Raw genomic sequence first — 23,041 nt, forward strand, 5'->3', positions numbered from 1 at the left:
ATGACTTGTTATTTGCACATAGGAATGCCAAAAACAGGAACTACAAGCATACAAACATTCTTAACTAAAAATAAATTTTTACTCTTAAAACAAAATTATTTATACCCTGAAAGTATTCTTGAATGGGGGCATCAGCATATTACTTTAGTTTGGATCATTAAATCATTAAAATTAAATAAAAAATTATTATTTCTTAAAAAAGAATACAAACAAATATTAATAAACTTCAGAAAAGAACTTCAAGAAAACAAGAATAAAAATGTTATATTGTCAACAGAAGGATTAACTTGGGATTTTAATAATCCTACTTATGTGAAAATTTTATATAAAATATTAAAACTTCTTGGATTTAATACAATTAAAATCATTGTATACTTAAGACAACAAGAAGATATGTTAAGTTCTCTATATTCTGAAAATACCAAAGGCAATTATAATGTTTTTAACGGCTCTTTATCTATTAAAAATAATACATTAAGACATATTTTCAACTATAAATATATATTAAAAAGTTATTCTATGGCTTTTAAAAAAGAAAATATCATAGTAAAAATTTTTGATAAAAATATATTTTATAAACAAGATTTAATAAAAGATTTTATATATACTTTGGGTATTCAATGGAATGATAAATTTTCTATTGGAGCCAATCAAAATCAAAGCATTGATCTAATAGGCATTGAATTGCAAAATCGCTTAAATAGTTTAGGTTTAGGAGGTTATCATAATTCCAATAGCATACTCAATTTTACCATAAAACATTTCCAGAATAAAAATATATGCTTTATTCCGGAAAAAAAATACTACCTAGAATATTATAATTTTTTCAAATGCCATAATGAATGGGTTAGAAAAGAATTTTTTCCACATAAAGAAAGATTATTTCCCAAAAAAGATATGAGCACTTATAAAGAAAACTATGAGCTTAGAGAAATGAAACCAGAATATTGGGATAAAATAGCTGAATTTATAGCAGATATTATCAAAATAAAAAACGAAAATATTCTTAGTCTTAATCAAACTTTAGAAATTAAAAATCAAGAACTCAGTAATCAAACTAATCAAATTCATAATTTAAATACATCCTTAGAAAATAAAGAAAACCTACTAAATTTCCAAAATAATTACGGAAAAGCCAAAGCTCGTATTCAAAACCAACTTTCTTATAAACTAGGACAAGCTTTGATTTTAAATTCTAAAAGTGTATTAGGTTATCTATCTTTACCTTTTATAATATTAAGCATTGTTGTTTCACATAAACAAGAACAAAAGGCTTATAAATTTAAAGCAAAGAAAAATCCAAATTTAGCTTTACCACCTTTAGAAACTTATCCTGATTATAATGAAGCTTTAAAAGAAAAAGAATGTTTTACTTATAAATTAGGAGGAGAATTTATAAAAGCAAGTAAAAATTGGTATGGGGGGGGGGTATATCAAATTTATACTCAAAGATGTGCCTAGGTTGAAGAGAGAGTACGAGAGAAAAAGATAAAATATATATTAACACTCACTCAAACAAATTTTTATGCAAAATTTCTTCTAAAACCACAGTAGCATAAGAGCCTTTTTGCAAGAAAAACTCTATACAAAAATGAGCTTTTTCTTCATCATAACGCCATTTTAACTCTTCTAAATATCCCCACATAAAGCGTCTTGAACCTTGCATTTTAGCCTTAAACTCCAAAGCATCTTTAAAAATTTCATTTTCTAAATTTAAAGCCAAACCTTCTCCTGTTTCATAAGCCTTAGCACCGATTAAAAGTCCCATAGCACTAATGTCTCTTGCTCTAAAACGCTCAAGCTCAGCACTCAAATCCTCACATAAAAAACACTTTCCAAAAGGATAATGCCCTAAAACCTCGCCTTTTAAAAGCTTAAAAAATTGTTCTTGTTTTTTAAGTTCCTTAGCTTCTTCTTTAGAAATTTTATAAATTTGGATCAATTCTTTTTCGCTAAAATCATTTGCAAAATGTGATAACTCCACTCTTTTACTCAAATAGCGATTAAAAAGCTCGCTTTGAAAAGCTGAAATTAAAAACTCTTTCATTTTTACATTTTTCATCTTTTTGCCACGCAAAATTTCAAGCCCTTCTTTATAATTATCCCCAAATTTTCCAAAACGCTGATAGCCAAAATAATTCGCAAAACCTTGTTTATCCAAATTCATCAAAGCTTGTTCTAGTTTTAAGGCATCGCTTGGTAAAACTTTTTTTAAGCGTATGAAAAAAGAATTTCCTTTTAAATGCCCTATTCTTAGCTTGTTTTCGTGGGTAAAAATTTCTAAAATTTTAAGTTTAGGATGAGAAAAATTTGACAAAAAACTCTCAAATTTTTTAGGCATAGAAAGGTATTGAAAGGTTGATCCTTGCTTGTCTTTAAGCCCTGCATAACCAAAATCTCTTATTTTAACCCCGCTTGCTTCACTTAAAATTTTTAAAGCTTCATTTGCGGTTAAATCTTTTTTATTGATATGCAAAATAAGATGCTCGCCCTTGCCGCTAAATTCATACAAAGGCCTTTCACGCACTACAAAATCATCGCTATTTTTACTAAAATACGCATTAATAGGACTGTGTTTTAAACTATACAAAGGCTTAAAAATGATGTTCTCTTCCGCTAAATTCATATTTTCCTTTCACTGCTTTTCCAAAGATATTTAATTTCACGCCGTGTTTTTTGGCTATTGTTTCTATATTTTGCCGTTCTTTTTCATCAAAAGCAAATAAAATTTCATATTCTTCTCCGCTATAAAGCGTATAATCATCAAGTTTTTTAAACCAAGAAATACCGCATTTATTTAAGACTAAAAGTCTTGATAAATCCTTACTTAAACCATCTGAAATATCCATAGCACAAGAAATTAAAGGTGCGATTTCATAAAAAAAACTAGCTCTTAATTTTGGCTTTATAAATACATGGTTTGGTTTTAAAGTACCCCCATTTTGTAAAATTTCAAGCCCTTTTAAACTTCGCCCTAATTTTCCTGTATAAGCAAGTAAATGTCCTTTTTTTAAACCTTTTCTAAAAACGGCTTTATCGTTAATCTTTGAAATGATAGTAAGACTAATGTCTATTTTATCATTGCTTATAGTATCGCCGCCTATGATTTTTATATTAAATTTCCTAGCTGTTTTTAAAAAACCTTTTTGCAAAGCTTTGATCTCATTTTTGCTTAAATTTTTTGGTAAAGCAAGTCCTAAAAGTGCGTATTTTGGTACAGCATTCATCACAATGGCATCTGAGATATTAACAAGCATTGCTTTTGTAGCGATTTGCTCTAAGCTAAGCCACTCTCTTTTAAAATGCACATTTTCAAAAAACAAATCCTTGCTAAAACACCAATCATTGATAATAGCTCCATCATCGCCATTTTTTTCATTTAAAAAAGCTTTGATAATAAAATCTTCTTTGTTCATAATGCGTGATTTTATAAAATTTCCTTTTAAATTCTAGTGAATTTTAGAAAAATTTTATATAATATAGAAATATTTAAGGAAAAACCATGAAAAAATTAGAATTAAGAATTTTTAGATTTGATAAAACCAAGGATTATGAGGCTTATTATAAACCTTATATTTATGATAATTATGAAAATTTTGCAAGCTTTTATGATCTGCTTTTGCAAGTTCAAGATGATGATATTTATTTTGATTTTGATAAAGATGAAGATACTTACATAGTTGTAAATAAGCAAATCATACCACTTTTTACACCTTTAGAAAAAATAGCAAAAGAATTTGATTTTAATCTTTGCATCGAGCCTTTAAGTACAAAAAGAGCTATTAAAGATCTTATCATTGATAAAAATGATTTTTTAGACAAATACAAATATCTTGAAAAATTTGGCGATGAAGAGGATAAAAAGCTTTATGCAAAATATGATTATTTATATTATGCAAGTGAAATTTTAGACTATCTTCCTGAATATATGGGCGATGGAGTGTTTTATTTGGCTTCAAAAATGATAGAAAAATATCCTGAAAAAAAGATAGAAATTTTAAAAACTCTAGCAGATAAAGAAAAGGGTATTTTTTATCACCTTGAAAGCAAAAATGAAATTTTAGAAACAACGATTAAAAACCTACAAAATGAAATTTTAAATTTAGGATTTTTTGATAAAAATATTTTACACTTTGATTTACCTAAAACCAATGCTTTTGATAATGAGATCAAAGAACTTAAGGAAATTAAACATAATTTTAAAGATTTCAATATAGCTTTTTATGGTTTTAATGCTTGCGATACTTTAAAATCCAAACTTGAGACTAAATTTATTTCCTATGAAAACAGTACAAAAAATAATGGCTTTACTTTGCTGAATTTAAATCCTACACTAAGCTATAAAATGGCTGCAGATATTGTTTTGGACGCTTATGATAGCGGGGCTGATTTTATGGTAGTAAAAGAAGAAAAGGATTTTTATCTTTTTGATACTTGTGCTAAAAAACTTATGCAAACAAGCAAAAGAGATTTTGAAGACTTTTATATTTTAAGTCGTTTTGAGTTTTTAGCCCTTATCCAAGGCATACAAGCTCCATCATTAAAAAATCACACTTTAAAGGTTAATTTGATATGAAAATCTCTTTAGAATGTAAAGATCTCATCATAGAAAAAACTTTAGAACTTTTTTTAAAAGATCATTTGGTAATGAAAAAAGATTGTGATTTTATCATTAGTGATGAAAAAATTCACACCGCAAAACCCTTATTTATCATCTCTAAGAACTCTCCATTTTTAAGCGTGCCATTTAGCAAAGAAGCCTTGTTTGAGTCTTTAAATGAATTTGACAATGCCTTAAAAGCAGCAGCTTTGCAACTTGCGCTTGAACAAAAAAGACTACTTGAAGAAAAAATTGAAGCTATTGCTTTGGAATTTAAAAAAGATTATGAAAATAAAATCGATCTTGCCATAAAAGATCTTAAAAACAAACTCGTAAAAGCACTTAATGATGAATGATGAATTTATAAGCGTTAAAGACTTTTTTAATCACAATGAAAAAAGAAAAAAATTTCTTCAAAAACAAGAAATTACTTCTCCTAAAGAAAAAATAAAAAAAATCAAAGAAACAAAGCTTTATACAAATATAGAAAGTGGTAAATACAAAGGAAAAAAACTACTTTTACCTAGTCTTACAACAACAAGAAGCACTAAAAGTATAGTAAAAAGTTGTGTTTTTAATGTAATAAGGGAAGATTTAAGAGATAAAATTTTCATTGAAGCCTTTGGCGGAAGTGCTTTGATGGCGGCCGAAGCACTAAGCAATTATGCTTTAAAAGCTTATGCTATAGAACTTGATGTAAAAGCCTATAAAATTGCTTTAGAAAATGCTAAAAACATAGATCCAAATTTAGAAGTGATCCACGCAAATACTTTTGAAATTTTACCCCAACTCATAGAAAATTCAAAAAATGAAATCATCTTATATCTTGACCCGCCTTTTGATATCAGAGAAGGTTTTAGCGATATTTATGAAAAAATTTATCATTTTTTAGAAAATTTAGATTTAAAGACTTTAAATTTAATCATTTTTGAACACCACTCAACCATAAAAACTCCCGAAAAAATCCAAAATTTTCAAAAAATTAAAGAAAAGAAATTTGGATCAACTAACTTAAGCTTTTACACTTCTTAACTTACTTGGAACACTTCTTGCTTGATCTATCATCAACAATAGATTAAAGGAAGAATCCATGAGAGTTTTAACGATATTTTTACTCTTTATGACAAGCATTTTTGCAGTGCAAATCAAGGATGTAGCAAACACTGTAGGTGTAAGAGATAACCAACTTATAGGTTATGGACTTGTTGTAGGGCTTAATGGAAGCGGCGATGGAACAAGCTCTAAATTTACACTACAATCCATCTCAAACCTTTTGCAAGGTATGAATATCAAAGTAGATCCTAACGATATCAAATCAAAAAATACCGCAGCTGTTATGGTTACAGCCAAACTTCCGGCCTTTGCAAAAAGCGGAGATAAACTTGATATTACCGTTTCATCTATGGGTGATGCAAAATCTTTACAAGGCGGAACACTTTTACTGACTGCACTTCGTGGGATTGATGGTGAAATTTATGCTATAGCACAAGGCTCTATCTCAACAGGAGGTTTAACACCTAGACCAGGAGGAGCAGGTTCTCACTCAACTGCTGCAATCGTAATGGGCGGAGCTAATGTAGAAAGAGAAATTCCACAAAATTTTAGTCAAAATAATGATCTAACCTTAAGCTTAAAAGTAGCGGACTTTAAAACCGCAAATGATATAGAAAGAGTTTTAAATACTGTCTTTGGCGAAGAAGTGGCTAAAGCCATCGACTCTCGCACAGTAAAACTCAAAAAACCTGAAGATCTTTCAAATGTTGATTTTATGGCAAGAGTTTTAGAACAAGATATAGCTTATAAACCACAAAGCAAAGTTATCATTGATGAAAGAACAGGAACAGTGATTGCTGGAGTTGATGTAGAGGTAGAACCTGTTTTAATCACTCATAAAGATATCACCATAAAAATAGATCCAAACAATAACGCAGTAGCTAATCAAAATGAAATCGATATGAAAGATGGTGGTTTTGTAGATCCAAGTTCAAATACCTTAAGAATCAACAATGCAAAAAGTACAGTTGCAAATATAGCTAGAATGCTTAACAAACTTGGAGCAACCCCAAATGACATTATCGCTATTATGGAAAATTTAAAGCGCGCAGGTGCAATTAACGCGGATTTGGAGATCATCTAATGAAAATCGATAATTTTTTAAATACTTATAGTATGAATAGTGCTTTACTTGATCGTGCAGCTAAAGCAAGAAGTTTAGAATCAAGCATCAAAATAAATGATAATGATATAGTTACAAAGAGCAAAGAAGATGAAGCCTTAAAAGAACAAACAGATGCTTTTGAGGCATTTTTTTTAAAGCAAGTTTTAGACGTATCTTTAAAAAGTCAAAATTCACTCTTTGGAAAAGATGCCAGTGATGAAATATACTCTTCCATGTATAACGATACCATGAGTAAAGCTTTAAGTGGAGGTATGGGTTTTTCAAAATTATTATACGATTTTTTAAAAGAAAGGGGTTAAGTTTTTTAAATTTGGGTCGATATGGTTTGTAGAGGATTATAACTAAGATCAAGGAGGCAGAAATGATCAATCCTATACAACAAAGTTATGTGGCAAATACCACATTAAATACAAATAGAATAGATAAAGAAACTAAAACAAACGATACTCAAAAAACGGAAAATGATAAAGCGAGCAAAATTGCAGAGCAGATTAAAAACGGTACTTATAAAATTGATACAAAAGCTACAGCTGCTGCGATTGCTGACTCTTTAATCTAAAACTTTCATTCTCCTTTTTTTGAGAGAGAAAAGGAGAAAATATGCTTAAACAAAGACTTGATGAAGTAAATGCTATCTTAGCAAAACTTATTGCTTTAACCGAAGAAGATATAGAAAATATCAAAGTGGCTAAACATGAGAGTGTAACGCCAAGTGTAGAAGAAAAAAACAAACTTATCGCCGAATTTATTACAGCTAAAAAACAACTTGATGTTGCCTTGGTTGAGCTAAATAATAGCTCTACAAAAGGGCTTAGTGAACTCTTAGATGATGAAGATAAACAAAAACTAGATCTACTTAAAAAAAATCTTCAAAACCTTCATAGTAAAAACAAAGAGTATGCTAAATTTATTCTTATTGTCAAAGATTTTCTTGATGGCTTAGTAAATAAAATGTTTGATATCAATGATGGAACAAATAATGCTTATGGAGATAAAAAGACAAATCCAGAGTCAATTTTCAAGATCAATGTATAAGGATTTATAATGGGTATTTTTGGAACATTATACACAGGTGTTACAGGCTTAAAGGCAAGCGAAGTTCAAATCGCAACAACTGGAAATAATATCTCAAATGCTAATGCAACTTTTTATACACGCCAAAGAGTAGTGCAAACTACAAATGGGTATATTACCACAGGTGGAGTTCAAGTAGGCACAGGAACTGCTATAGAAAGTATAGTGCGTTTGCATGATGAGTATTCTTACTATAAATTAAAAGGTGCATCAAACCAACTAGAATACACTAAATATATGGCTTCAACCTTACAAGAAATCGCTCAGCGTTTTCCAGACTTACAAAATACTGGAATTTTGAAAGATTTAGAAAATTATAACAAAGCTTGGAATGATTTTGCATCTAACCCTAATGAAAATGCCACAAAAATAGCCCTTGTAAAAGCTTCTCAAACCTTAACAGAAAGCGTTAATAACACTTTTGCAACCTTGGATAAAATCCAAAAAAAAGTAAATGATGATATTAAAAATACGGTTGATGAGATTAATAGAATCGGTGAAGAAATTGCCACTATAAATAAACAAATTTATGGACAAGAAGCCTTACCAACAGAACACGCAAATGAGCTTAGGGATAGAAGAGATGAACTTGAACTTACCCTTTCAAAGCTAGTTAGTGCAGTTGCAAGCAAAAATGAAATCAATCAAGACAATCGCCTTGATACAACCATCACTGATCCAGGACATCAATACAATCTAAGTATAGAAGGTTTTAGTATAGTAGATGGGATAAATTTTCATCCTTTAAAACTTGATTATGATGATAAGAATAAATCTTATAGCATTTATTATGAAACTCCTGATGAAAAAGTTCGCGATCTTACTGCAAAGATTAACGGTGGACAGCTTGGTGCTCAACTTGACTTACGCGGTAGAAACTATAGCAAAAGCGAAGGAAAATATGAAGATGGAATTATCCAAGGTTATATGGATTCTTTAGATACTTTTGCTAAGACCATGATCAACGAAACTAACAATCTTTATGCGAGTTCTGCGAAAAGTTCTGTTACTTCTGATTATCTATCTGGACTTAAGGGAGATATTCCTTTAGTTAATTACGACAGAACCATACAACCAGGAAGTTTTGATATAGTCATTTATGATGATAAAGGCGATAAAAAACTCACCAAAACCATCACCATAGATGTAAATACAACCATGAATGATATCATGCGTCAAATCAATGCTAATACAGATGATAATAACGATCACAATGCAAATAATGATGTTGATGATCATATCAATGCAAGTTTTAGCTACGATGCAAAAACTGGAGATGGTTTATTCCAAATCAATGCAAAATCAGGCTTTAAGGTAGCCATTGAAGATAAAGGCACAAATTTCGCAGGTGCGTTTAGCATAGGTGGTTTTTTCAGCGGAACCGATGCAAGTGACATGAAAGTAAAAGATTCTATCTTAAATGATCCAAGCACAGTAAGAGCAAGCTCAAATGGGGTTGATAGTGGCAATGACATGGCAAATAAAATCATCCAACTTCAATATGATAAAGTTAATTTTTATAATGAAGATGGCACTATTGATAATCTTACCATGGAAGAATATTACCGCAAACTTACAGGTAAAATAGCCTCAGATGGTGAAAATAACAATGTTGTAAATTCAAGCAATGAAACTCTTTATAATTCTGTTTATAGCGAGTACCAATCTAAAAGTGGTGTAAATACAAATGAAGAATTAGCCGCTCTTATACAATACCAATCAAGTTACGGTGCTGCAGCAAAAATCGTCTCAACTGTAGATCAAATGCTTGATACCTTACTAGGACTTAAATCTTAAGCTCTAGTAATATCAAGTGAAAAATTTTATCCATCTTAAAGCCAAGCTTGATTTTTTAGCCAATCAAAAAAACACCAATCATTCCCTTTTTGAAACTCCAGATCCTTTGCAAATTGCTAAAATTCACAATGATGAATTTACTGCCTTAATTTGTGCTTTATTTGCCTATGGAAATGCTAAAAATATAGTAAATTTTCTAAAAAAACTTGATTTTTCTTTATTAAACCTTCAAGAAAAACAAATAAAAAAAGAACTTAAAAATTTAAAATACCGCTTCCAAAATGAGAAAGATATACAAGAAATTTTTATCACTCTTTCAAGACTTAAAAATGAAATTTCACTCTACGAACTTTTTTATCAAGCCTATCAAAAAAGAGAAAATACCACAGATGCCATCTTAGCTTTTATGCAAAAAATCAAAACCTTAAATTCATATTCAAGTTATGGGTATGATTTTTTCTTTGGAAAAATTTGGCAAAACACCCCTACTTCACCTCTTAAACGCTATAATATGTATCTAAGATGGATGGTTAGAAAAGATGAACTTGATCTTGGACTTTTTACCAAAATTCACACCAAAGATCTTTTAATTCCACTTGATACACATACACATAAAATTTCCTTGACTTTAGGACTTCTAAAGCGTAAAATATATGATTATAAAAGTGTTTTAGAACTCACGCAAAATTTAAAAAAATTAGATGCAAATGATCCCATAAAATATGACTTTGCACTCTATCGTTTAGGGCAAAGTAAGGAAATTGACAAATTTAAGGAGTGAAAAATGGGCTTTGAGCACTTAGATACAATTTATTATTTTATACTTTTTTTTGTAGCTCTTTTTGCTGGTTTTATAGATTCTATTGTAGGTGGAGGAGGGCTTATTACTCTACCAGCGCTCATAGCCTGTGGGATTCCTGCGCATTTATCTTTAGCAACAAACAAACTCCAAAGCGTCTTTGGTTCTTTTACGGCTACTTTAACTTATTTTAAATCCACCACTCTACCTCATCTTGCTTGGGGTGTTTTTTTTACAGCCTTAGGAGCAGCTATAGGAAGTTATAGCGTTCTTTTTGTAAAAGATGAGCAATTAAAGCTTATTATCTTAATCTTTTTAACTCTTACTTTCTTATATACAGCCTTGCGTCCTAACTTAGGTAAACACGAAAGCGAACCTATAATAAAAAATATCAAAATTTTTCATTTAATTTGTGGCTTAACTTTAGGATTTTATGATGGATTTTTAGGGCCTGGAACGGGTTCATTTTGGATTTTTGCTTGTGTGATGCTACTAGGTTTTAATATGAGAAAAGCAAGCATTAATACTAAAATTTTAAATTTCACTAGTAATATCATTGCTCTTGCTATATTTTTATGGCAATACGAACTTTTATGGGCTGTAGGCTTGCTTATGGGCGTAGGACAAGTTTTAGGAGCTTATTTAGGCTCAAAACTTGTATTAAAAACTAATGGAAAGTTTATAAAAACTTTATTTTTAATCGTTGTAGGAGCTACTATCATTAAAGTAGCTTGGGATTATTTTAGTTAAAATTGACCCCTGAGCTAAGCTCCCACATAGGTAAGAATATACCTAAAGCCAAAAACAAAACTAAAAGCGCTACAAATAAAGTCATCATAGGTTCTAAAAAAACCAAAAATCTATCCATCAAATTTTCGCTTTTTTGTTGATAATATTTGGCAATTTCTTCACTTAATACTTCAAGTCTTCCACTTTTCATCGCAACACTAAGCATAGAAAATACCAAAGAATCAAAAATATCAATCTTTTTAAAAACCTGACTTAACTCAAGACCAGAATCTATAAAACTAAAAAGTTTTTTATACTGAAAAATTAAAAATTTATTTTCAAGCCCTATAATAGCTAAATCAAAAGCTTTAGATATTGAAATTCCATTTTTTAAAAGTAAAGAAAAAACCATAAAAAAATAATAATTTTGATTATAAATAATCAAACGAGAAATCAAAGGTATTTTTAAAAATAAAAAATCGCAAGAAAAAGCAAAAGAATGAAAATTTTTATAAGCTAAAATAAGCATAACAATAAAAATAACAAACAAAAATGTGCAAAAAATTCCATAGCCATCTAAAAAATTATAAATTTCTAACATTACATGCGTGATAAAAGGCAAACTCACGCCTAAATTTTCAAATAAATCTTTAAAATTAGGCACTACAAAAAGCATTAAAAACAAAAATGCTCCGATAATACTTAAAAAAACCAAAGTAGGATATCTAAAAGCCTTTTTTAATTGTTTTTGAGTCTCTAAGCTTTTTTCTCGAAGTTTAGAAATTTGACTAAATACTTCACTGATTTTTCCTGTCTTTTCAGCCGTTTTAATCAAAGCTAGCTCCGCACGATTTAATCCAAAATTAGCATTTTCAAAAGCTTGATTTAAATTTTGGGCTAAAATTAAATTGTCTAATATTTTTTTCATAATCTTGCAAGAATGCATAAGATATAATTCTCTAATCGCTTCTTGAACACTTAATCCAACTTCACACAACAAAGCCAGCTCTTTAAAAAAGAGTATGAAATTTTCTTCCTTTAATCTCTGAAAATTAGATTTTTGAATTTCTTTTATATCAATGATTTTCCAATTCTTTGATAAGGCTTTTGCTTGTGCTATATTTAAATTTTCAGCTTTTATAGTTTTTGTATATTTTTGATTGTTTTTAAGAAATTCTACTTCATAAAATTTCATCTTACAACCCTTAAAAGCTCATCTATACTTGTAAGACCTTCTTTGGCTTTTTTTAAACCTTGTTCAAACATAGTTTGAAAGCCATATTTTTTTGCAAGCTCCATTAAAATCGTTTTATCTTGATTTTCCCTAATTGCACAAGCTAAATCTTCATTGATCTCTAAGCACTCAGCGATTAATTCTCTGCCAAAAAATCCACTATGATGACAACGCTCACATCCTTTTGGTTCAAAAAATTCACCTTCAAATTCAATATAATGTTTTTTGCTTTTTTGCTTACACCAAGGACAAAGTTTTCTAACCAAACGCTGTGCTATAACAAGACTCAAAGCCGATGCTATCAAGTAACTTTTTGCTTGCATATCCAAAAGCCTATCAATGGTACTAAGAGCATCATTAGTATGCAAGGTGCTTAAAAGCAAATGACCTGTTAAAGAAGCTTTAAGTGCAATATCTAAACTTTCTTCATCGCGAATTTCTCCTATCATGATAATATCAGGATCTTGCCTTAAAATTGCTCTTAAAATACTATTAAACTCGACTCCAACTTTTGAATTAAGCAAAATTTGCTGCACTAAAGGAATTTTATACTCTATAGGATCTTCTGCGGAAATAATCTTTTTTTCAATACTTTTCAACTCGTTTAAACACGCGTATAAAGTTGTGCTTTTACCACTACCTGTAGGGCCGGTTAATAAAATCATTCCATTGGGACGATGTAAAATCTTTTTTAAAATTTCTAAATTTTTATCTCCAAGATTTAGTTTATACAAATCCAAAATTTCTTTATCATGTTTTAAAATTCTTATAACAACACTTTCGCCATAAATCAAAGGCAAACATGAAACACGAAAATCATATCTTTCATTTTCAAAATCTAATTCAAAACTTCCATCTTGTGTTTTTCTTGATTCAGCTAAATTCAAACAAGCTAAAAATTTGACATGAAAAACCAAAGCTTCATAAACATCCTTCTCAAAAATAGCAAATTCACGCAAAATTCCATCAACCCTAAACCTAATCAAAGCATCATCATTCCTTGCTTCTATGTGAATATCACTCGCATGAAAAGATAAAATTTCATGTAATAAAAAATCAAAAATTTGACTGATGCAACTTTGATCATCTCTTTTTTGATTTTCTTGCCATTCAAGTCTAAGCTTAATGCTTAATCTTTTAATCTCCTCTTGAATACGAATTTGATTTAAAATTTTAGCTATCTTTAATTCATCGGCAATTGCAGTGACGATTTTTTCACAAATCATAAAAGTCTTAACTTGCTCTAAAAGCTCTAAAGAACAAGGTTTGGATCTAATAATCATAAAGCCGTCATTGTTTTTAATAAGCAGAAATTTAAATTTTAAAAGTAAAGAAAAAGGTATACCTTCATAAATAAAATCATTATCTTCATCTAAATCAACAAAATGTAAATTACAAAAATTTGCTAATTTTTTAAAAAAATCCCAAGAAGTGATATTAAATTTAGTGCAAATTTCATCAAGACTCATTTCATTATCAATATAAGCTTGAAAAATTTTATCCATTCTACTTTCCATCTAATTCCATTAAACCATAATAATTTATATAAGCATCTAAAGCACTTTGAGCTTCTTTTTCTTCACCTAAAGCTCTTTTAGCCTGAGCAAAAATCAGCCAAGAATCTTGTTTTTGCTTGTCAAGTTCATTGGCTTTTAAAGCCCAAAATATTGTCTTTTGATAGGCTTTAATATCAAAATACTTCTTAGCTAAATTTAATGCCTTTTCATAGCTTGGATTTCGATAAAAAGATTTTTTTAAATCAGAAATATTTAAAATTTTAGAATCAATTTCTATCTTACTAATATGTGTATTTTCCTGCACCGCTTTAACTTCTTCTAGTTCTTTATATAACTTTTCCCTAGAAATCTTATTTTTTTCTTGTAAAATTTGTGCTTGAAGAATCTTTTGCTCTAAATGCTTTTTATGTTCAATAGCTTGCAAATAAATATTTTTTTGCTTATTATATTTTTGCATTAGCACAAAAAAACAAAATGCTATTGCTAAGATTAAAACAATTAAAAATAAATATTTTAAATATTTTTTAAGTAAAAAATATTTATACCTAAGCTCAAGCTCTTTAATTCTTTCTTGCATATCTTACCTTAATAAGCCATTCTCTAAAGCACTAAGCTTTAAAATATACTCTTGACTTTTGTTTTTATCAAAAAAACTATTTATCTCATAAAAACTTTTTAAAGTTTTATCAATATATCTTAAATTTCCTTGAGAAATTTTTTGTAAAAACTTAAGACATTTATTTGAAAAATTCATTCCGAATTTCAATTTAATATAATCATCAAGCTCTAAAAGACTAATATTTTTCAATTCAAAACAAGCACTTAAACGACTTTTAAAATGCTCTTTTTTAAGTATATTTAACTTTTTATGAGAACTTAAAACAAAACTTATAGAATCACTATAAATCCTGATGCTTTCTAGCATTGCATAATCATACATTCCCACTTCATCAAGAATAATTAAACTCTGGCCTTGTGAAATCAAAAACTCAATTTTTTCTTTTAAGAAACTCTGATCTTTAAAATTTTCATTAATAAAATCAACATTATATTTTTTTGCCAATCTTTGCAACAATACACTTTTACCACTACCGCTTTTTCCCCATAAAAAAATAAAAGCTTTTTGGCTTTCTAAAATTTGATTGATTTGATGAAAAATTTCTTCTCTAAATGGAATAATTTTACTCATAATGCTTAAATCCTAGATCTTTAAGACTTGGAGCCTTTACACTATCTACTATACTTGGAGTGATAATAAAAACAATTTCAGTTGCTTTAGAATTTAAAACTTCTCCTTCAAACAAAGAACCTAGGATTGGAATTTTTGATAGAAAATTGATAGAATTTTTCTCATTAGATTTATCGTGAGAAATCAATCCACCTAAAATTAAAGTTTGATTATTCTCCACTTGCACAACACTAGAAAGCTTTTTTTGTATAGTATCAGGAGCAATAGTTCTTGGCTCTTTTTGTCGTTTATTATCTTCTGGATACTTAAAATCACTTAAGCTTGGATTAATCCTAAGCATTATTTTTCCATCATCAGAAATTTCAGGCAAGATATTGAGTAAAATGCCTACAAAAATAGAATAATTATTATAACTTTCACTAACAGTAGTCCCATTTTCAGTACCTTTAGAACTTTCTTTGACTTGATAATTTATAGTATCGCCTACAGAAATAATGGCTTGTTGGTTGTTTAAAGCCATAAGCTTTGGATTAGAAAGCACGCTAGTTTTTCCATTTTGAGAAAGAAAGTTAATAATAGAATCAAAATTTAAATTTGCCCTTAAACCCAAATTCTTAACAAAACCTTGCCCATTTTGAAACTGAATAAAAGAATTTTCATTATTTACTTGTGAATTTAAACCTATATTAAAATTTTGCCAATTAATCCCACTAGAATGGCTTTCATTTAAACTCACAGCAAGTATGCTAACATCGATAATAACTTGTTTTTTAAGACGATTTTCTAGTTTTTGCAAATAATTTTTCACACTTTTTAACTGAGAATTTGTTCCAGTTACTATAATAAGACCTGCATTGGGGTTTATGATGGGAGTTTTAGCCTCATAATCTTCATGAGAATTTTTTAATAATACAATAATCTCTTTTTCTATATTTTGCCAAAAATCAAATTTTTCCATACTTTTAATCATATTGTCTTCTGCATCATCAAAACTACCGCTATATTCACTTTGCCTTGGTTTAGCGTCTACAGACGCTTTAGTTATGCTTTGTCCTTCTCTGATAGAAGTGATATAACTTATCTTAAAAATCTTCGTATTAATACCTGAAATTCTTAAAATTTTACCATCAAAATCATAGCTAAGATCATGCTCTTTGATAAAAAAATTAAAAATTTCGTCTAAACTCATTTGATGAATATTGACAGAATTTTGCAATGTTTCTAATTTTTCTTTGGCAATTTTATCTTTAACAATAATACTAAAAGAACAATATTTTGCAAGCTCATCAAGACTTTCTTGTATGCTTAATTTTTCATTAATACTGATATCAAAAAGACGCTTTTGACAATCTAAAGCATAAAGATAATGGCAAAAAAGAATGTTAATTAATATTAATCTTATCATTTTTATTTATTTGGATTGCAATTTCTAAATTATCATATTGGAATTTAATCTCTTTAGTATTTATTTCATGTATTATAGCATCATCAATCATATCACCTTTTTTATACCATCGATCATAAATTTTTACTTTATCAAGCATAATTGCAGTAATTTTAATATGTCTTAATTTTTCAAAAGTAGGATTCACAAATGGGTTTTGAAGAGTATTAAAATTTATGCGATTTTCTTTATCTATAAGTTTAAAATACTCTTCAAAATTATCTTGTGCAAACAAAGTGCTAAAACACAATGTAGCACTAAAAATATATTTTATCAGCTTTCAACCTCATTACTATAATCAGCCATAGCGATACGCTTAAGCTGTCTATAGCGACGTTGAGCGTCTTTTTTATTGCGTTCAAAAAGCTCAGCAGCATGTTCAGGATTTGCTTTTTTAAGTGAATTATAACGCACTTCATTCATCAAAAATTGCTCATATAAATCCCAATCAGGCTCTTTTCCTGTTAGAGTTAAAGGATTTTTTCCTTGTTCTTCTAAACGAGGATCAAAGGTATAAAGTGGCCAATAGCCACACTTTGTAGCAAGCTCACCTTGCTCTCCTGAGTAGCCCAGCCCACCTTTAATACCATGAGCTATACAAGGAGAATAACAAATCACCAAAGATGGTCCATCATAGGCCTCAGCTGCAGTGATAGCTTTGATAAGATGAGTATAATTTGCCGTTGAATTTACTTGTGCTACAAAAATATAACCATAAGTCATAGCAATTTGACCCAGATCTTTTTTCTGTATAGGTTTGCCTGCTGCTGCAAACTGTGCTACAGCTCCTGTTCTAGAAGATTTTGAACTTTGACCGCCTGTATTAGAATAAACTTCTGTATCAAGCACTAAAATATTTACATTTTCTCCACTTGCTAAAACATGATCAAGTCCGCCATAGCCTATATCATAAGCCCAACCATCACCACCAAAAATCCAGTGAGATTTTTTACTTAAATACTGTTTAAGCTCTAATATATCTTGTACGGCTTTAATATTTTTATTTTGCTCTAAAATAGGGATCATTTTATCTTTAATTTCCACAGACATAGCACCATTGTCTTTATTTGCAATCCAATCTTTAAAAAGGGCTGATAAAGCATTTGGAACTTCTTGCATACTTTCATTCATGATATATTCAATGCGGTGTCTTGTATTTTCAGTTGCGATTTTCATACCCAAACCAAACTCAGCATTGTCTTCAAAAAGTGAATTTCCCCAAGCAGGACCGTGTCCATTTTTCACACTTTTTCTATAAGGAGTTGATGGAGCTGAACCCCCATAAATAGAACTACAACCTGTCGCATTAGCCACAATCATTCTTTCACCGAACAATCTTGTAATTAAAGTAATATAAGGAGTTTCTCCACATCCAGGACAAGCTCCATGGAATTCAAATAAAGGTTGGGCAAATTGTGCTCCTTTTGTAGTTTCTTTATTTAAAATATCATCTTTGTATGTGATTTCTTTAAATAAATAATCCGCATTTTCTTGCTCACCAAAATCCATCTCTTCTTGAAGTGGTACCATAACCAAAGATTTTTCTTTAGTAGGACACTCATGAACACAAAGCTCACAGCCTGTACAATCAAGTGGAGAAACTTGAATTTTAAAGCTTAATTTTTCTCCTTTGGTTCCTTTAGCTTCTAAAGCATGATCTTTTACACCGCGAGGTGCATTTGCCATTTCTTCATCATTAATCAAAAATGGCCTGATAACAGCATGCGGACAAACTGAAGCACATTGATTACATTGGATACAATTTGCCTCTATCCATCTTGGTACCATAACCCCAACACCGCGTTTTTCGTATTCGGTTGTGCCGTGTTCAAAACTTCCATCTTCATAACCTAAAAAGGCTGAAACAGGTAAATCATCACCCTTAGCCGCATTCATAGGTTTTACGATTTTTTCAACAAATTCAGTACCTTTATAGGCATTGGTTTGTTCTTTTTCTTTAAGCTCTAAATTTTTCCAATTTGGATCTACTTCAACTTTTACAAGTCCATCAGCACCCACATCAATAGCCTTGTAATTCATTTCTACAATAGCATCGCCTTTTTTACTATAAGATTTATACGCAAGCTCTTTCATGTATTTTTGTGCGTCTTCATAAGGAATGATTTTTGCAAGTTTGAAAAAGGCTGATTGCATAATGGTATTTGTACGATTTCCCAAACCTATATCACGAGCTAGTTTGGTTGCATTGATGATATAAAAATTTACTTCTTTTTCAGCTAAAGTTTTCTTTACTGCATCTGGAAGTTGTCTTATGGTTTCTTCAGCATTCCAAATACTATTTAAAAGGAAAGTTCCTCCTTTGCGAATTCCTGCTAAAACATCATAAATTTCCAAATAAGCCGCTACCGAACAAGCGATAAAATGCGGAGTTGAAACAAGATAAGTTGAACGGATAGGTTTTTTAGAAAATCTTAAATGGCTTCTTGTATAACCCCCTGATTTTTTAGAATCATAAGCAAAATAAGCTTGAGCGTAAAAATCCGTTTTATCTCCGATGATTTTAATCGAGTTTTTATTTGCGCCCACAGTTCCATCAGCACCAAGTCCGTAAAATAAACATTCGATCGTACTTTCATCTCCAAGTGAAATTTTCTCTCCAGCACTCAGTGAAGTATGAGTTACATCATCAACTATACCTACAGTAAAGCCATCTTTTGGATTATCAAGTTTAAGATTTTCAAATACTGCTATCATTTGAGCAGGATCAACATCCTTTGAAGAAAGTCCGTATCTTCCACCCACTATAACAGGAGCATTTTCTCTTCCATAGAAAGCTGATTTTACATCAAGATAAAGTGGTTCTCCAAGACTTCCTGGTTCTTTGGTTCTATCTAAAACTGCGATTTTTTTCACTGATTTTGGCATAACATCAAAGAAATATTTTAAACTAAATGGGCGATAAAGATAAACTTTTAAAATCCCTACCTTTTCACCCTTGGCATTAAGATAGTCCACCACTTCTTCAAGTGCTTGAGTTACAGAACCCATAGCAACAATCACGCGCTCTGGCTCTTTGTGACCATAATAAGTAAATGGTTTGTATTCTCTACCTGTAATTTTTGAAATTTCTTGCATATATTCATTAACAACATCAGGTAAAGCATCATAAAAACGATTGCTTACTTCTCTAGTTTGAAAATAAATATCATCATTTTGTGCTGTTCCACGTGTTTTTGGATTTTCTGGATTTAAAGCATTATTTCTAAATTCAAGCAAAGCTTCTCTATCTAATAATCTATCAAAATGCGCATAATCCATTACTTCAACTTTTTGAATTTCATGGCTTGTTCTAAAACCATCAAAAAAATGTAAAAATGGCACTCTTCCCTTAATTGCAGCTAAATGTGCTACACCAGCTAAGTCCATGGTTTCTTGCACAGAATGCGAACAAAGCATAGCAAAACCAATTTGTCTTGCCGCATAAATATCTTGATGATCACCAAAGATAGACAAAGCTTGAGCAGCCAAAGAACGCGCTGCTACATGGATTACACAGGGGAGTAATTGACCTGCTATTTTATACATATTTGGAATTTTAAGGAGTAATCCTTGAGAAGCCGTATAAGTTGTAGTCAAAGCCCCGGCTTGTAAAGATCCATGCACACTACCTGCAGCTCCTGCTTCACTTTGCATTTCTACGATTTTTACAGGAACTCCAAAAAGATTTTTTTTTCCTGCAGCTGCCCACATATCGGTGTAATCAGCCATAGGAGAACTAGGTGTAATAGGATAAATTCCAGCAACTTCAGTAAAAGCATACGCAGCGTATGCAGCAGCCTCATTTCCGTCCATAGTTTTCATAATTTTACCCATTGAGACCTTCCTTTATATTGATAATTTTTATAATTTTTTAGCTATCAATTTACTATAAATTCTCTTAAAAGGCGTTTAACGAAAACTTGAAATTAGTTTAATCTAGCTATATAATTAACAGCCTCATATGCATTTAAAAATACCATAGAATGGGCTTTTAATTCATTTTCATTGCCATAGCCGCAAGTTAAGGCCAAAGGAGTGATATTAGCAGAAATTGCAGCTTGAATATCTAGTATTGTATCGCCTATCATATAGGCATTTTCTTGAGTTTTATTGAGTCTTTTTAAGGCTAAAATTATAGGTTCAGAACTTGGCTTTGGATTTGTGACATCTTCAAGAGTAATTAAAGTTTTAAAGAATTTTTTAACTCCCAAATAATCAAGTAGAATCGGAGTAAATTTACCTCCTTTTGTTGTAACTATACCAAGATCTGCAATTTCACTTCCAAGCTCTAATGCTTCTTTTGCTTTAGGTAAAAGAGTGGTTTGTTCTAAATAAATTTGTGCATAAATTTCACGATAAGCTAATACAAATTCTTTACTTAAAATTAATTTATCTGGATAAAGCATTCTAAACATTTGCTCTAAAGGATAACCTATGAGATTTTTGATTTCTTCATTATTTTTAGAAGTTAATCCAAGGGCTTTAAAAGCTCCTTGGAAAGAATTTAAAATAGCATCAGTAGAATCAATTAAAGTGCCATCTAAATCAAATAAAATAGTTTTATTCATTATCTTAAAATAAATTTAGCATCCACTCTTCTATTATCCGCTCTACCTTCTTTAGTGTCATTGCTTGAGCGAGGATTATCTTGACCATAACCTACTGTTTTGATGCGACTTTTTTCTACACCATATTTTTCAAGTTCATTAGCAACACTTTTAGCACGTCTTTCAGAAAGCTTTTGATTATAAGCTCTTGAACCGATATTATCTGTATGTCCTTCAAGAATAGTATCATATCTTTCATTTTCATCTAAAACTTTTGCAATTTCTTTGATTTTTTCTTGAAAGGTTGGATTTATAGTAGTTTTATCAAAACCAAAATGACCTTCCAAAGAAATAGTTTTTTCGCAACCATTTTCATCTAACAAAGCACCTTCTCTTGGTTCAACAGGACATTTTGCTTGTGGAGCTGGACGAGTATCAGCAACTTCTTCTACAGCTTTTTCCTTTTTGCCACCAAAACCAAAACTAATACCTAAAGTTGAAACCCAATTATGGTTTGCATGATTAAAATTAATTTGATCTCTAGTTTCAAGTCTTAAAGCCAAAGAATCACTAAGACGGAATTTTACACCCGCGCCATAATGTCCAAATCCACCGCTTTTATTATCATAAGCAGCATTTGAAAAATCCTCATATCCTCCACCTGCTAAACCATAGAAATAAAATTTCTCACCTACATCAATACCTTTAATAGCACTCAAATAAGTTCTTGTAATATCTGTAGTTTTATTTGTATTTGTATATTTAACATCAGAATAATGCTCTAACCCAAATTCTAATTGATCAAGCCAAAAATCGTCAAAATGATAACCAAGTCTAATCCCTGGTGCATAACGATTATCCATATCTAAATTACCCTCAAAGTAATTATAGTTTAAAGTTGGAGTGATTTCAAATTTTACATTGTTATCAGCACCGAATAAAACACTTGCCAAACCTAAACATAATAATATTTTTTTCATAGAAAAAACCTTTCATTGTGTTATAAAATAAAAATTTAAATTTTGCAATTATATCATAAATGACAGAAAAAAGGATGAGTTTTATAAAAAATTGTAGAAAGGTGGGAAAATCCCACCAAAAAATATTAACGTTTAGAGAATTGTGGGCTTCTTCTTGCTTTGCGGCGTCCATATTTTTTACGCTCAACAGTTCTACTATCTCTAGTAAGAAGTCCTTTGGGTTTTAATAAAGCTCTAAAATCAGCATCCATAGCTGCTAAAGCTCTTGAAATTCCATGTCTTAAAGCTTCAGCTTGAGCACTATAGCCCCCGCCTAAAGTGGTTGCTTTAATATCCATTGAAGTTTCTTGTTTAGTCACAAGTAAAGGTTGAACCACTTTAAGCTTAATCGCCTCGTGTCCACCAAGCCAAGTGTTTAAATCAACACCATTAACACTAATTTTACCACTACCTGGTTTTACCCATACCTTTGCGATAGCAGTTTTTCTCTTACCTGTTGCGTATGTTGTTGCCATGATTATTTTCCTTCTTTAGCAATTTGCGCAGTGTGTGGGTGCTCACTACCCGCATAAATTTTTAATTTTTTAAGCATAGCTCTGCCCAAATTTGTTTTAGGAAGCATACCTCTAACTGCTAATTTATATAATTTTGCAGGATTTTTTTCAAGTAAATCACCAAATTTTTCGCTTTTTACACTTCCAAAATATCCTGAATGTCTATGATAAAGCTTATCTTCTGCTTTATTAGCACCTGTAAATACAGCTTTTGAAGCATTGATGATAATTACATAATCACCACAATCAACATTTGGAGTAAAGCAAGGCTTGTTTTTACCTCTCAAAATTGTTGCTACTTCAGTTAAAAGACGACCAAAGCGTTTGCCTTCTGCGTCTAAAACAATCCATTCTCGTTTTACTTCGTTTGGCTTTGTTATCTTTGTCATAATTTTTAC

General features: G+C 30.3%; 24 protein-coding genes. 11 read left to right on the plus strand and 13 right to left on the minus strand.

What is annotated here, in order from left to right; all coding sequences use genetic code 11:
• Positions 1–1,461, plus strand: coding sequence for a hypothetical protein (locus AJ881_RS09535; RefSeq protein ID WP_261660173.1), 1,461 nt, complete (start codon positions 1–3; stop codon positions 1,459–1,461).
• Positions 1,462–1,507: 46 nt separating this feature from the next.
• On the opposite strand, the gene truD is transcribed toward AJ881_RS09535, so the two are convergent.
• Both truD and AJ881_RS02420 read right to left on the minus strand, forming a co-directional pair.
• A complete protein-coding gene (truD, locus tag AJ881_RS02415; protein WP_002862113.1) occupies positions 1,508–2,626 on the minus strand; it encodes a tRNA pseudouridine(13) synthase TruD in 1,119 nt (372 codons plus the stop codon).
• Positions 2,595–3,416: a thiamine-phosphate kinase gene (locus AJ881_RS02420; protein ID WP_070283159.1), complete on the minus strand. Its 822-nt coding sequence runs from the start codon at positions 3,414–3,416 to the stop codon at positions 2,595–2,597. Before AJ881_RS02420 ends, truD begins: the two co-directional genes overlap by 32 nt.
• Before the next feature lie 86 nt (positions 3,417–3,502).
• On the opposite strand from AJ881_RS02420, the gene AJ881_RS02425 reads away from it, so the two are divergent.
• The 10 genes from AJ881_RS02425 (at position 3,503) to AJ881_RS02470 (ending at position 11,199) form a co-directional block, all read left to right on the plus strand.
• Entirely contained in the window at positions 3,503–4,576 is a 1,074-nt protein-coding gene (locus AJ881_RS02425; RefSeq protein WP_070283158.1) for a DUF5644 domain-containing protein, read from the plus strand.
• Positions 4,573–4,956: an ornithine carbamoyltransferase gene (locus tag AJ881_RS02430; RefSeq protein ID WP_070278682.1), complete on the plus strand. Its 384-nt coding sequence runs from the start codon at positions 4,573–4,575 to the stop codon at positions 4,954–4,956. Before AJ881_RS02425 ends, AJ881_RS02430 begins: the two co-directional genes overlap by 4 nt.
• Complete coding sequence (gene rsmD / locus AJ881_RS02435; RefSeq protein WP_070283157.1) at positions 4,949–5,632, plus strand: 16S rRNA (guanine(966)-N(2))-methyltransferase RsmD; 684 nt, start codon at positions 4,949–4,951, stop codon at positions 5,630–5,632. The genes AJ881_RS02430 and rsmD overlap by 8 nt, the downstream gene beginning before the upstream one ends.
• A gap of 58 nt (positions 5,633–5,690) precedes the next feature.
• On the plus strand, positions 5,691–6,737 hold the full coding sequence (locus tag AJ881_RS02440) for a flagellar basal body P-ring protein FlgI (RefSeq protein ID WP_070278683.1): 1,047 nt from the start codon (positions 5,691–5,693) through the stop codon (positions 6,735–6,737).
• On the plus strand, positions 6,737–7,078 hold the full coding sequence (locus AJ881_RS02445) for a hypothetical protein (protein WP_002862122.1): 342 nt from the start codon (positions 6,737–6,739) through the stop codon (positions 7,076–7,078). The genes AJ881_RS02440 and AJ881_RS02445 overlap by 1 nt, the downstream gene beginning before the upstream one ends.
• A 62-nt stretch (positions 7,079–7,140) precedes the next feature.
• On the plus strand, positions 7,141–7,338 hold the full coding sequence (gene flgM, locus AJ881_RS02450) for a flagellar biosynthesis anti-sigma factor FlgM (protein ID WP_002792053.1): 198 nt from the start codon (positions 7,141–7,143) through the stop codon (positions 7,336–7,338).
• Positions 7,339–7,379: 41 nt separating this feature from the next.
• On the plus strand, positions 7,380–7,814 hold the full coding sequence (locus tag AJ881_RS02455; RefSeq protein ID WP_070283156.1) for a flagellar protein FlgN: 435 nt from the start codon (positions 7,380–7,382) through the stop codon (positions 7,812–7,814).
• 9 nt (positions 7,815–7,823) lie between these two features.
• Positions 7,824–9,650 carry a flagellar hook-associated protein FlgK gene (gene flgK, locus AJ881_RS02460; protein ID WP_002870892.1) on the plus strand — a complete coding sequence of 609 codons (1,827 nt, stop codon included), beginning with the start codon at positions 7,824–7,826 and terminating at the stop codon, positions 9,648–9,650.
• Between the two features lie 16 nt (positions 9,651–9,666).
• Positions 9,667–10,431 (plus strand): TIGR02757 family protein, encoded by a 765-nt coding sequence (locus AJ881_RS02465; RefSeq protein ID WP_044778882.1) that lies wholly within the window; start codon positions 9,667–9,669, stop codon positions 10,429–10,431.
• A 3-nt stretch (positions 10,432–10,434) separates the two neighbouring features.
• Positions 10,435–11,199, plus strand: a complete 765-nt coding sequence (locus tag AJ881_RS02470) for a TSUP family transporter (RefSeq protein WP_070283155.1) — start codon at positions 10,435–10,437, stop codon at positions 11,197–11,199.
• Here the strand turns inward: AJ881_RS02470 and AJ881_RS02475 are convergent.
• The 11 genes from AJ881_RS02475 to rplM all read right to left on the minus strand — a co-directional run bounded on the left by AJ881_RS02475 (position 11,192) and on the right by rplM (position 23,032).
• Positions 11,192–12,373, minus strand: a complete 1,182-nt coding sequence (locus AJ881_RS02475; protein ID WP_070283154.1) for a type II secretion system F family protein — start codon at positions 12,371–12,373, stop codon at positions 11,192–11,194. The two genes, AJ881_RS02470 and AJ881_RS02475, sit on opposite strands and share 8 nt — an antisense overlap.
• Positions 12,370–13,929 carry a GspE/PulE family protein gene (locus AJ881_RS02480; RefSeq protein ID WP_070283153.1) on the minus strand — a complete coding sequence of 520 codons (1,560 nt, stop codon included), beginning with the start codon at positions 13,927–13,929 and terminating at the stop codon, positions 12,370–12,372. Before AJ881_RS02480 ends, AJ881_RS02475 begins: the two co-directional genes overlap by 4 nt.
• Positions 13,919–14,506: a hypothetical protein gene (locus tag AJ881_RS02485; RefSeq protein WP_002870888.1), complete on the minus strand. Its 588-nt coding sequence runs from the start codon at positions 14,504–14,506 to the stop codon at positions 13,919–13,921. The genes AJ881_RS02480 and AJ881_RS02485 overlap by 11 nt, the downstream gene beginning before the upstream one ends.
• A 3-nt stretch (positions 14,507–14,509) precedes the next feature.
• Positions 14,510–15,118 (minus strand): ATP-binding protein, encoded by a 609-nt coding sequence (locus tag AJ881_RS02490; protein ID WP_002862129.1) that lies wholly within the window; start codon positions 15,116–15,118, stop codon positions 14,510–14,512.
• Positions 15,111–16,523: a pilus (MSHA type) biogenesis protein MshL gene (mshL, locus tag AJ881_RS02495; protein WP_070283152.1), complete on the minus strand. Its 1,413-nt coding sequence runs from the start codon at positions 16,521–16,523 to the stop codon at positions 15,111–15,113. The genes AJ881_RS02490 and mshL overlap by 8 nt, the downstream gene beginning before the upstream one ends.
• Positions 16,501–16,812 (minus strand): hypothetical protein, encoded by a 312-nt coding sequence (locus AJ881_RS02500; RefSeq protein WP_002862131.1) that lies wholly within the window; start codon positions 16,810–16,812, stop codon positions 16,501–16,503. The genes mshL and AJ881_RS02500 overlap by 23 nt, the downstream gene beginning before the upstream one ends.
• Positions 16,813–16,835: 23 nt before the next feature.
• Positions 16,836–20,396, minus strand: a complete 3,561-nt coding sequence (gene nifJ / locus AJ881_RS02505) for a pyruvate:ferredoxin (flavodoxin) oxidoreductase (protein ID WP_070283151.1) — start codon at positions 20,394–20,396, stop codon at positions 16,836–16,838.
• Between the two features lie 92 nt (positions 20,397–20,488).
• Positions 20,489–21,130, minus strand: a complete 642-nt coding sequence (locus AJ881_RS02510) for an HAD family hydrolase (protein ID WP_053872338.1) — start codon at positions 21,128–21,130, stop codon at positions 20,489–20,491.
• Positions 21,130–22,089 carry a fibronectin-binding outer membrane protein CadF gene (gene cadF / locus AJ881_RS02515; RefSeq protein WP_002921288.1) on the minus strand — a complete coding sequence of 320 codons (960 nt, stop codon included), beginning with the start codon at positions 22,087–22,089 and terminating at the stop codon, positions 21,130–21,132. The genes AJ881_RS02510 and cadF overlap by 1 nt, the downstream gene beginning before the upstream one ends.
• Positions 22,090–22,214: 125 nt before the next feature.
• Entirely contained in the window at positions 22,215–22,604 is a 390-nt protein-coding gene (gene rpsI / locus AJ881_RS02520) for a 30S ribosomal protein S9 (protein WP_002851459.1), read from the minus strand.
• Positions 22,605–22,606: 2 nt separating this feature from the next.
• Positions 22,607–23,032 carry a 50S ribosomal protein L13 gene (gene rplM, locus AJ881_RS02525; protein WP_002779321.1) on the minus strand — a complete coding sequence of 142 codons (426 nt, stop codon included), beginning with the start codon at positions 23,030–23,032 and terminating at the stop codon, positions 22,607–22,609.
• Positions 23,033–23,041: the final 9 nt, after the last annotated feature.

Origin of the sequence: Campylobacter sp. BCW_6460, from assembly GCF_001762705.1 — a bacterium.
GTDB classification, from domain to species: domain Bacteria; phylum Campylobacterota; class Campylobacteria; order Campylobacterales; family Campylobacteraceae; genus Campylobacter_D; species Campylobacter_D jejuni.